Here is an 11,639-nt window from a genome sequence, read left to right on the forward strand (position 1 = left end):
TTGCGTGGCGATATCGGTAAGAATGCGTTCAGAAAGAGGGGCTGCCGCGCAGCCCCATACAAACAGGATGTGGGCTAAATTTTCAGCACTTTCATGCCAAAATCGTCGGGATGTACGACGTTTTCAAGCTGGCCGACCTGCAACAAATCCCCTTTAGAGACGACGCTGCTGATATTGGTATCAGGAAAGCGCAGATTCTTGACGAGGTGCACCACGATCGGTTTACCCTTTTTATCAATATCCATCACCCAGCCAAGAAACCCCCCCGAGTATTTAGCCAGACTACCTATTGGATAGAGGCCGTAAATCTGCACGTAATTGACCAACACCGCCTTATCATAGGCACCGTTCGCCTCATAGATTTTCCGGTAGGCTGCCAATGGCGTACGGGGAGAAATACCATTGCGCGTATGCCTCAGCTTATTAATCGCCTTAATCACGGAGACTAAGCGGACGAGCTCCGATAGTCGATCGCCGTGTTTACCCTGTGGATAGCCGCTGCCATCCAAACGCTCGTTGGCATTCTCAATCACATCGCGACACGTGGGGGTTATCACCCAATTTAGCTCACGTAATTTCGCACACAACACGCCCACATGGCCGCTAAGGATCGCTTTCTGCGCCGGGTTCATGTTTACTTTCAGCGACGGAAGGCTGGCGTTCACCAACAGCGGCTTGCCCATGGTGTGGAGTAACGCACCTAGCACCGCCTCACGCACGTGAGGCGCATGGGGATCGGAAATTAACAGCATATCGGCCAGTTTCCCCGCGACCTGCACGGCATGCCTGACCCAATCCGCCTCATCACGCAGGAACGACAGCGCATACAAAAAAGCCTTTCTCTCTTTTTTGACCATATAAAGCAGAGTGTCAACACAGTCATAGAAGATCTCAATAGGCAGTTGATTGCGCGTTTTCATGTACATCAGCCCAATCTGAAGCCGATGGGCGACCTCCATTACCCCGCGTTCCATCGGCGTTTGCCGGGTACGTTTCTCTCGCTCCTGACTTTCTCGCAGCAATAGACTTTTCTCCTTGGTGCCCGGAATAAACAATGGGGACGAATACACCATGCTGCCAGTCACGCCGGTTCGGTATGCTGCTTCTCTTTCCGATTCATTCGTATAACGGAGCAACGCTTCAGACTGTGATGAAGACAAATTAATAAATTGGATGCCAACAGCGGCGTAGCCATTATTCCCAAAAGGTCGTATATGGCGAATTTTCCCCTCGGCATAAAAGCTTTCTCCGTTAGGGAATTCAAGCGCGACGCCGGGAATGTCTTGACCAACTTCAATTGCAATGCTCTCAACCAGATCGATTTCGACCATACACCCACCGGTCGATAAATTGCGTAACGTTCCAGGTACGTTAAGCGTGTGCATATAGACTTCAAGGCGAGCACGAGCCTGCATGCCAAGAATAAAAGGAATACGAATCGCGCCTCTGTTTTCCGTGACAAAAACAGATTCCGGCAAACGACATTCCAGACGATAAAACATACTGTCCATCTTGAATAATTGTGTGGAAATATTACAAAGACTGTAGGTTTCTCGTTCGATGTTCTCCGTCCCTTTGAGAGCTTCCAGATCAAAATTCAAACCACCATCTGCAAGATATCTGTCGATATCCGAACCAGAATATTCCACATCCAACACGATTCGACTTTTATCCAGATTCAGTTCTGCAACATCTGCTTTTAATGCATATAGCATATCTTTAGCATAAATAGACATCACATAAGTATGTTTCAGCAATGCGCTAATCACTTTAGCGGGAGGGGGAGAAAATTTTTCCACTATAAGATCCACCTATTAACGCGATGGTGATATATCCCAAAAAATCCCCAAAAGGACTTCTCTCTTTTTAATAAAACGAATTCTACCGTGGGATGTAATGATCTAGAAAAGTGCCTACTTTTACTGGGTAAAACGTCAACCAGGCTCAATTTCTTATTTTTCTCATCCCAATATCATTACGAAACGACGATTTCATCGTTGTTTATCATCCTAACAAGGATACCCAAAAGCCACAACGACCACACATACGCCAAAATACGATCAAAATACAAACAAAATGAATTTTAAATTCAAAATAATAAAAATAACAAAAATTAAAAACCGCAAAAATATAAATTATCAGAGCAAAAAACCAACACCAACATAGATTTAAACGATCATTATTTTTTAATCAATAGTCAATAACTATCAAATGAGAATTATTGATCATTTAAAACAATTTCCAAACATTCTAAATTACTGTGTAGAATCCAGACGGGCCATGTTATGAAATTGCTAATTCTATGGAGAGGGTGAGTAATCAGTAAAATGAATACAACAACATTGAATATCGATGGGAAAATTTTTAGGCTGGCAGCAGAGTTTCAGCCTATTATCCATCTCCCTCAAAATAAAATATTTCGCTATGAAGCCCTTGCCAGGTTTTATAACTCCGAAGGTGTGTTAGCACCAACCCAGCAAACAATAGATAAAATTGAGAAGTGTGAAGCAATTGATGAAGTAACAGATTTCATGTTTGATGTTGTCTGTCAGGTAATAAAAATCAAAAGCAGCATGACAATATCATTTAATTTGTCACACTTGCTTTTTAATAACTCAGCGTATTTGGAAAAATTGTATCAAAAATGCGTAATACATGAAGTCAGCCCACAGAATATAGAAATAGAGATCAGTGAAAAAACAACCCGACAACAGTTGATTGATGGAATCCCCTTTTTAAACCAGGCTAAACAATATGGTTTTATGATTTCATTAGATGATTTCGGCGCAGGAAATCTACAGATAGACAGCCTGAGCTTGTTTAACTTTGATACAATAAAAATCGATCGTTCCATTATCGATGGCATAGGTAAAGAAGAGACAAAATCACAAAAGCTGAAAGTCTTATTGAACAAACTCATTCCACTTGGGGTAAATATTATCTGTGAAGGCGTTGAAAAAGCCACCGATTTGAATCGGTTAAATAAATATCATCCGATTGGGATTCAAGGATATATTTTCTATCGCCCATTAACATTCAGCCAATTAAGGCTGCTGGAAGGTTTTTAACTGATATCCTTGGCTTCAGTTGTCTAATTCCCCATTGGTCAACGCATTTTTGACCTCAATGCCCGCAAAAAATCCCCTGCCAACCACACCTTAGACGATCAACATTAGCGAACAGGCTCACATTTCTGGCGTTCGCCGCAGGAATTTATCCTTTGCGATAACCCATCAATGCGATACTCACGCCAGTGGCAACGGGAGAGAAATGATGTGGCAACGACGCGCGCTGGAACTTAATACGCAAGATATTTGGCACTGGCAACAGGTCATCTCGGTTGTCGATTACGCTCGTGAACAGGGCTTCAATACGTTAGTGCTGGGGGCGGCAGATTTACTGGATAAACTGGTAACGCCGGATGCCTACAACAACGCGCGTTTTGACGATCGCATCAGCAGCCAGCAGCGTTCTCGCTGCGTTTACCTGAATCAAGTCGCAGCGCACTGCCGCGAACAAGGTCTGGCGCTGTATCTGCAATGCAAAGAGCTGTCGTTTCCCACGGATCTACTGCTTCATCATCCAGAATTACTGGACGACAAACATAGCCTCCGCATGGATACCGATTTTTGGTGCGACTACCTTGCAGCCAAAGTCGAACTGCTGATGCAGCAAATCCCGCGATTGAACGGCCTGCTGCTAGCAATCTCCAACAGCGACAGTTTACTGCGCTTTTCTGCGCCTTCCGGCGATGAGATTAACGGCACCGTTCCTGTCACCACACACTGGCCGACCAACGCCACCAGCGAGCAGATCTACCACCGTTTGTTCTCCGCCGTCGCCCGTGTGATGCATTATCACCAGCGCCATCTGGTGTTGCGCGCCTTTCCCGCCAGCCATCAGGATATCGGTAACGTTCTGAACGCGATTCGCACACTGCCGGAGTCCGTTTCCGTCGCGATCAAAGTCACACCGGAACGCTTCTGGCCTGAGTTTCCCAATAATCCGACACTTCTGGACGTCAACGGGCGTGAAGTCTGGGTTGAATTGGATCTGGCAGGCGAAGAAGTCGGCTGGGGCAATCTCCCTTTTCTACGTTACACCGAAGTTCAGGGTCGACTGCTGTGGTGTCGGGAGAAAAATCCCGCGATTGTCAGCGCACTGTGCCGCATCAGTTGGGAAGGCGTAGACAATCACAGCGTGATAGGCACACTCAGTGAGTTCACCTTGTTCGCCTGCTCTCGCTTACTCACGAACCAGACTGCATCGGCAAACGAAAGTACGCTATTCGCACAGTGGGTAATGGCGCGCTACCAGTGGCAGCCGGACGATAACGTACTGCACACCATGCAAGCCTTGTTGGATCAGGCGCATCAGGCTATTTCACTGTCGCTCTATGCCAGGCACCACGTTTTTCATCGTCACAGCCTGCTGCCGACCAGCTTTGGTCAGGCAATCTGGAGTCTGTACGGTCAGCTAAATCGTAACCACTGGCTACCGGGCTCTGGACAGGATATTACTTTCGACCCGCAGCACGCAGAGCTCGCATCGCAAAACCTCTATCACATTGCAAAAGAGAAAGATGCCGCGTGGCAGTTGGCGGAGCAGTGCCAACAGGCCGCACTGCAATTTTCTCGTGAATACACGATGCCGGAGGCGCTCAGACAGCGCTGGCAGCAGGAATGGCGTGGTCTGACGCTGTATTGCCGCGCCTTTGTTCACGCGCAGAAAGCCTTCTTTACGCTGCACTACTGCAAACAGGTGGAAAACAACTGGACGCTGCGGGAAATCGCCAAAACCAATATTCAGGCGCTATACGGCATCGGACATGAAATGGAGGATTTCTGCCTGCAACACCGGGATTACCCGGTGAGCATGCATGTGATGTTTGATGCCGGACGCCCACGCGCGTTAGCCGATAGCCTACAACAGCAGTTGGCTGAACTGACGTAACGCGCTGGCCAGTAACGATCTTAGCCTTTCATTCGATTAGCGAATCACCCGTTTCAGAATGCGCTCCCCTGAACTACTGAAGTTTTTCGCCGATTCTTCTACGCTCTTTTTGCCATAATCAAGCTGTTCAATCGTTTGTAGGATCAGACTCGCCAGTTGGGGATCTTCAAGATAAGAGGAAACGGGCGTTTGCATCGGCTTTTGCAGCGCCAGCGATAGTCCGGCAACCGACAGATCGTTAGTATCCAGCTTCTGCTTTTCTTCCAGCGCTTGTCTGGCGATGCGGCTGAGCGGAATACCGCGCTCGGTCCCCATCAGCAGCGCCCCTTCAGGATCGTTCATCAGGAAATTCAGCAACAGCGCCGCTTCTTTCGGGTGTTTGGTATTTTTGCTAATGGCAAACAGCATCGACGGTTTGAAGAACTGCCCTGAATTCTCCGAACCCGGCGTCATGATGTACGGTCCTAATTCGAGCTTGCCGGGCGCGGCCAGCGGATCGGCGTATTTTTTCACGACCGAAATCCACAGATGTGCACCACCGTATTCCCCGTTAATCCAGGGGCGCGTTTCATACATGCCAACTTTGCCAAACGCGTTGTAATACTTCGAAGACGGCATCACATGTTCATCGATCAACCGCTTATAGAAGCGAAATGCCTCAACCCATTGCGCCTCGCTGTAGTTAAAGCGTTTGTTCTTTTCGTCGATCATGCCGATCTGATATTTCTGCGTCATGTAATAGTTGATCAATTCCAGCACGCCTTCACCGCTGTCCTGCGCAGGCGAAGCAATGGGGAAATAGTTATCACCCAGTTTTTCTTTAAATACCTTACCCGCATGGAACAGATCATCCCAGGTCGTGGGATACGGTAGCCCGGCCTTCTTCCAGGTTTCCGTGTTGTAGTACATCACCAGCGCATTTAGCGAGGTGGAAATCGCGTTCACCTTGCCATCAATGGTCGCTGGCTTCAGGGCATCTTCGGGGAAATCCTGTAATTTCAGCGTATCTTTCAGCTTATTCAGATCATAAAACCCAGTGCCCGTCTTGGAGAAAATCGGCAGCCAGTTCCAGTTTACCTGAAGCACATCCGGTTCCTCGCCGCTGGCAATCTGCGTCGTCAGGCGAGATAGGTGCCCATCCCAACCGGTATATTCGGGTTTTACGCTGATATGCAGATATTGTTTCTGAAACGCTTCCAGCGCGGTCAATGTCGCCTGATGGCGACTGTTTCCTCCCCACCAGGAGAGGCGTAATTCCACGGGTTCAGCAGCCTGCGCGAGTGAACAGAGCGCAGAGAAGGCGATGGCAATCAGTCCAGGTAATCTCATTTTTCCCCCAACGACATTATTATTGTGGTGTGTCTGGTGTGGCGTATAGATGAGAACAGGTAGGGTACATGGCTACATTTCTCGACCCTGACAAGATAGGCAGAACCTTTTTTATCGCGCCAGTCGCCACGGCGAGAAAACGCGTGATTTGCGGGGCCGATGGAAGAAATATCGCGGACAACGCAGCGCTAATGAGCGTTTCAATCACATCTCGTAAGCGCTATCTGGCGCGGTAGGGATATCCCTCACATCATTAACCGACGCATCACACCAAAAAGAGATTTAATTCACAAATAAGATACACAAAAACAACAAAACCACTTCAGGCATGCGGCAAAAGAGAAAAATCGGCGTAAAAGCGTGATGAAACACACACGGTATGAAGCAGTACGCCGCCCTCTTCGTTATGCCTTTCACATTCTCTTGAGCGGTATGCCCTGCGCTGTGAAGCCCGCTCCAAGCTCCACAGATTTCATCGTGGCAGCGCCTGTCGAACACGCCAAAACGTGCTGCAATGCGCTCATGAAGGACAACATGGGATCTCATCATGAAACACTCTATTCAGTCATACTCCCCCGCCGCTGATGGCATCACACTGGATACTGCCATTTTTCAGCAGGCTATCGATCGAATTGCGGCACAGGGCGGCGGCACGCTGACGGTGGAACCGGGACGTTATCTGTTAGGGGGATTACTGCTGCCCTCCAATTTTTGTCTGCAACTGGAGGCGGGTGCGGAGCTCATCGTCAGCGGGGACTATGAGCAGTTTACGCAGGCCACGACGATCAGCATGGCCGAACTGTCGCATCGTGCGTTTCTTTATGCCTATCAACAGCGCAATATCACGATCTGCGGTCAAGGTAAGATCATGGGGAATGCCGACGCCTATTTCTCTGCGGAACCTGACGATCAGGGCTATCGTCTGCCTGCAAAACATCGCCCACGCATTGTGGTCTTTGAGGATTGCGAACACGTTCGCTTGTGTGATTTTACGATTGAACACGCCCCGATGTGGACCGTGCATCTGGTCAGCTGTCGCCAGATCATCGTCGAACGTCTAACAATTGATAACGATCTAAGCATGGCGAATACCGATGCGCTGGATCTCGACAGTTGTCAGCAGGTGCAAATCAGCAACTGTTCATTGAGCGCCGCCGATGATGCGCTGTGTATCAAAACCACCCATAAACCGCCCCCTCTGCAACGTAAAGTACAGCAGGTTGTCATCAGTAACTGCCTGCTGCGTTCCAAGAGTTGTGCACTGAAAATTGGTACCGAAACCTTTGCCGATATTGAAGATATTTCCGTCAGCAACTGCGCTATTTACGACACTAACCGCGCAATCGGCCTGATCTCCCGCGATGGCGGCGCATTCAGACGCCTGCAATTCAGCAACATCACCTTCCAGTGCGTCGCTGCGCATCCGTGCCATTGGGGCAAAGCCGATCCGATCTTTATCTCCGTGCGTTATCGCGATCCGGCCATCGAACCGGGCCGGATCGAAGCCGTACAATTTTCACAGATCTCAGGGATCAGCGAAGGAGCGATTAACCTGCATAGCACGCCCGCAGGCTACATTCGTGATATCCATTTCCACGCGGTGCATCTCGAACAGCGGCAGAGCGATTCACCGGAACAGGGCATGTACGATGTGCGCCCGCCCTGCAACCCGGAGCGACCAACAGGGATGGGGCTGGACAATGCCTATCGGGTCGATCCTGAAACGGGTCGCGCCTTCGGTGTTGAGCACTACCCTAACGGCATGCCTGCACTCTTTGCCCGTGGCGTACTGAACCTGACCACCAGCCACATGACGATCCACCGCCCCGATCCGCTGCCATCCGGCTGGCATCACGCCACGATCGTGCAACAGGAAGAATAAGTGATTCGCGCGACACTTTCGGGTAGTATGCGACGGCTTTTTGCATACTATGTTCTGAAAGCCCCTTTTTTCAGAACGAAACCGGGAACATCGCTATGGTCACGACACTCTTTAAAGATTTTCAGTTTGAAGCCGCACATCATTTGCCTCACGTGCCGGAAGGCCACAAATGCGGGAGACTGCATGGGCACTCTTTCATGGTGAGACTGGAAATTACCGGTGAAGTCGATCCGTATACCGGTTGGGTAATGGATTTCTCTGAACTGAAAGCCGCGTTCAAGCCGACATGGGAACGGTTGGATCATCACTATCTGAATGAGATCCCCGGTCTGGAAAACCCGACCAGCGAAGTGCTGGCACACTGGATCTGGCAGCAGTTGAAACCGACGTTACCGCTGCTCAGCGCCGTGATGGTGAAAGAAACCTGCACCGCGGGCTGCGTCTATAAAGGCGAGTAACGAGGAAGTGGTAAGAAGTGGTATGTAGTCTGGCGTGAAGATCCCTCTCTCACGCCCTTACTATCTATCGATAACTATCAGGCGATATTCAGATATTTGTGTGTCTGCATGGAGAGCCGCCAGTTGCGGGCGATGCAGGTTGCGATGCACAGTTTCGTTGCATCCTCTTTCTGACTAATCGGCTGTAGCGCCACAATACGCGGCTTATCATCATCAAGCCGTGCCAATAACGCATCCAACGCTTCAATATCACGTTCACGCGCTACCGGATGTTTGATCTCATCCGCCCGTTGCAGCGCTTGATCGAGTACCTTCATGCCGCCGCGCATGTTCACCTTTGGCGATACCGTCACCCAGGTTTTAGGCGAACAACGCACGTCATGCGTGCCGCTGGTTTCAATCTGGCAGCTGAAGCCCTGCTTTTCCAACTGTAGCGTCAGCGGAGCCAAATCATGGATACAGGGTTCTCCGCCGGTGATGACGATGTGGCGTGCCGTATAACCCTGCTGCGCCATCAGTGCCAGAATATCGTCCGCACTCGCCGCGCCCCAGGCATCGCTTTCTTCCGTTTTTACCAGCACCTGATCCAATGAGGTTTCCCGCTCTGCCAGTTTGTCCCAGGTGTGTTTGGTATCGCACCAGCTACAACCTACCGGGCAACCTTGCAGACGCACAAACACCGCCGGTACACCGGTAAAATAGCCTTCGCCCTGTAACGTCTGGAACATTTCATTAATCGGGTACTGCATGTTTTTCACTGTCTCGCTCACTTAAAAATGCATTATACCCTAAATCCTTCGCGTTGCAGGACAGTGGCGATGCAGCGGAAACACGCCAGTCTGGGGACAGTTGAGTAATTCGGAACATGCGTCAATAATCAATCTGTTGTTACGATTTCGCCTGCTTTTTATGTTTCATTATTAACAAGGACAACAATAAATGAAGTTATTGAAACCATTAGCCTTATTACTCGCCTCGTGTGCATTTGTACCTGCGATTGCGCAGGCACAGGATATTGCCCAGGTTAAAACTCAACCAGGCTATTACCGCATCATGCTCGGACAGTTTGAAATCACCGCCCTGTCTGACGGCACCAACACCATGTCCATGGATAAACTGCTACAGCGCACGCCACCGGAAAAAATCACCGAGCTGTTAGCGGAAAAATCGCTGTCACCGCAGGTGGAAACATCGATCAACGCCTATTTGGTCAATACCGGGAAACACCTCATTCTGATCGACACGGGCAACGGCAAACAGAGTAATCCTACGGTAGGGAAAGTGCTGCCACATCTGATTGCGGCGGGCTACAAACCTGAGCAGGTCGATACCGTGTTGATGACTCACCTGCACGGCGACCATTTTGGTGGTTTGGTGCAGGACAATAAGCTGAATTACCCGAATGCCACCGTGTATGTCAGTCAACCAGAAACCGATTTCTGGCTCAGCCCGGAAAACCTGAAGAACGCGCCAGAGAACAGAAAGGCGGCGTTCCAACGCGTGCAAAACACCTTTGATGCCATTAAGAAAGAGAACAAACTGAAAACCTTCCCGGCCCAGCAGACAACACTGCTGCCCGGCATCACCGCTATTCCAAGCCCAGGCCATACGCCGGGACACACCTCATTTATGGTCGAAAGTGAGGGGAAAAAACTGCTGGTATGGGGAGATATCATTCATGCAGAAGCGGTACAGATGAGCTTACCCACCACCACCATCAGCTTTGACTCAAATATGGATCAGGCGACGGAATCCCGTAATAAAGCGCTGGCCGACGCCGCCAGTCAGGGATACTGGGTCGCGGGCGCTCACCTACCTTTCCCCGGTATCGGCCACGTAGGTACACGTCTGGAACGCAATGGAACCACCAACGGTTACCGCTGGCTCCCTGCGAATTACAGTATGGCGGGGCTCAAAAACTAAGGGGCAGAATGGAACTCATTACGTTGATTACTGGCGGTTCGCGCGGCATCGGTCGCGCAACGGCATGCTATCTGGCAGGAAAAGGTCACAAGATTTGCATCGGCTACCGCACCCAGCAGGACAGTGCGAATAGCGTTCTCGAAGAGATACGTGCGAACGGCGGAACCGCCATCGCCGTTCAGGTCGATATCGCGGATGAAGAGCAGGTCGTCGAGCTTTTTAAGCGAACGGATAAAGAACTTGGCTGTCTGACAGGTCTGGTGAATAACGCCGCGATGCTGAAACCGCAAGCGACCATTGAACAGCTTGATGCCGTGCGGCTTAACGCTATTTTTGCTACCAATACGGTGGGCAGTTTTCTCTGTGCCCGGGAAGCGGTCAAGCGTATGGCCTTCAGGCATGGCGGAAAAGGCGGGGCCATCGTCAACGTGTCATCCGCGGCTGCCCGGTTGGGTTCACCGCATGAATATATCGACTATGCGGCATCAAAAGGCGCACTCGATACGCTGACCATTGGTTTATCGCTGGAGGTCGCCGATCAAGGCATTCGTGTTAACGCCGTGCGGCCCGGTTTTATCTATACCGATATGCATGCTGACGGCGGTGAGCCGGCAAGAGTGGATCGCATCAAGCATTCACTGCCGATGAAACGGGGGGGTCACCCGATGGAAGTCGCGCAGGCGATAAGCTGGCTGTTATCGGACGAAGCCTCTTACGTCACCGGGAATTTTATCGATTTAGCAGGCGGGAAATAAAGCATTCCTTCTACCTTCACAAGGTTCTTATACACAAATGCTGCGAGTTATTATGGGTTTTGCCGTTATCCGGCGTAAAAATTATGCAGCGGTGGGCTTGGCAGCAGAGTGAGCGACAGGACGTCGCGAAAGCCAGTGCCGCGTCTGACAAAAACGTCAGAGACGTTTTTGAACAGCACTTGTGCTGGCCCGAAGGGCGAGCCCCATTTATGGGGCGAGTAAACGCGTCACTGGCGGCTCGACTAGCGGGCAGGAACACCGATGGAACCGCGCAGCGGCATAATTTAGCCGGAAGCCTGGGTTCGCAGGGCGGCGGCGACTGAGTAACCGTGTTGCCAG

Annotated in this window: 10 protein-coding genes; 7 read left to right on the forward strand and 3 right to left on the reverse strand. The window is 50.2% G+C overall.

Translation table 11 applies throughout. The features are described from left to right. Nucleotides 1-74: 74 nt before the first annotated feature. Nucleotides 75-1,799, reverse strand: a complete 1,725-nt coding sequence (locus tag A6301_RS12845; protein ID WP_234257956.1) for a PilZ domain-containing protein — start codon at nucleotides 1,797-1,799, stop codon at nucleotides 75-77. Nucleotides 1,800-2,327: 528 nt separating this feature from the next. Here A6301_RS12845 and A6301_RS12850 point away from each other — a divergent pair. Next, complete coding sequence (locus A6301_RS12850) at nucleotides 2,328-3,068, forward strand: EAL domain-containing protein (RefSeq protein WP_234257957.1); 741 nt, start codon at nucleotides 2,328-2,330, stop codon at nucleotides 3,066-3,068. A 205-nt stretch (nucleotides 3,069-3,273) separates the two neighbouring features. Beyond that, nucleotides 3,274-4,953 carry a hypothetical protein gene (locus A6301_RS12855; RefSeq protein WP_234257965.1) on the forward strand — a complete coding sequence of 560 codons (1,680 nt, stop codon included), beginning with the start codon at nucleotides 3,274-3,276 and terminating at the stop codon, nucleotides 4,951-4,953. A 36-nt stretch (nucleotides 4,954-4,989) separates the two neighbouring features. Here the strand turns inward: A6301_RS12855 and A6301_RS12860 are convergent, their stop codons facing one another. Further along, the gene (locus A6301_RS12860; protein ID WP_234257958.1) at nucleotides 4,990-6,282 is read right to left on the reverse strand and encodes an ABC transporter substrate-binding protein; all 1,293 of its coding nucleotides are present in this window, start codon (nucleotides 6,280-6,282) and stop codon (nucleotides 4,990-4,992) included. Between the two features lie 547 nt (nucleotides 6,283-6,829). On the opposite strand from A6301_RS12860, the gene A6301_RS12865 reads away from it, so the two are divergent. Then, nucleotides 6,830-8,164, forward strand: coding sequence for a glycoside hydrolase family 28 protein (locus A6301_RS12865; protein WP_234257959.1), 1,335 nt, complete (start codon nucleotides 6,830-6,832; stop codon nucleotides 8,162-8,164). Nucleotides 8,165-8,259: 95 nt separating this feature from the next. Then, entirely contained in the window at nucleotides 8,260-8,622 is a 363-nt protein-coding gene (gene queD, locus A6301_RS12870; RefSeq protein WP_039306667.1) for a 6-carboxytetrahydropterin synthase QueD, read from the forward strand. A gap of 77 nt (nucleotides 8,623-8,699) precedes the next feature. On the opposite strand, the gene queE is transcribed toward queD, so the two are convergent. After that, complete coding sequence (gene queE, locus A6301_RS12875) at nucleotides 8,700-9,371, reverse strand: 7-carboxy-7-deazaguanine synthase QueE (protein ID WP_107169057.1); 672 nt, start codon at nucleotides 9,369-9,371, stop codon at nucleotides 8,700-8,702. Between the two features lie 190 nt (nucleotides 9,372-9,561). On the opposite strand from queE, the gene A6301_RS12880 reads away from it, so the two are divergent. The 3 genes from A6301_RS12880 (at nucleotide 9,562) to A6301_RS12890 (ending at nucleotide 11,623) form a co-directional block, all read left to right on the forward strand. Continuing rightward, nucleotides 9,562-10,545: an MBL fold metallo-hydrolase gene (locus A6301_RS12880; RefSeq protein WP_234257961.1), complete on the forward strand. Its 984-nt coding sequence runs from the start codon at nucleotides 9,562-9,564 to the stop codon at nucleotides 10,543-10,545. Nucleotides 10,546-10,553: 8 nt separating this feature from the next. After that, nucleotides 10,554-11,300 carry an SDR family oxidoreductase gene (locus A6301_RS12885; RefSeq protein WP_234257962.1) on the forward strand — a complete coding sequence of 249 codons (747 nt, stop codon included), beginning with the start codon at nucleotides 10,554-10,556 and terminating at the stop codon, nucleotides 11,298-11,300. Nucleotides 11,301-11,383: 83 nt separating this feature from the next. Further along, nucleotides 11,384-11,623 (forward strand): hypothetical protein, encoded by a 240-nt coding sequence (locus A6301_RS12890; protein ID WP_234257964.1) that lies wholly within the window; start codon nucleotides 11,384-11,386, stop codon nucleotides 11,621-11,623. The last annotated feature ends 16 nt before the right edge of the window (nucleotides 11,624-11,639 follow it).

Source organism: Pectobacterium sp. IFB5596 (assembly GCF_021432585.1).
GTDB classification, from domain to species: domain Bacteria; phylum Pseudomonadota; class Gammaproteobacteria; order Enterobacterales; family Enterobacteriaceae; genus Pectobacterium; species Pectobacterium punjabense.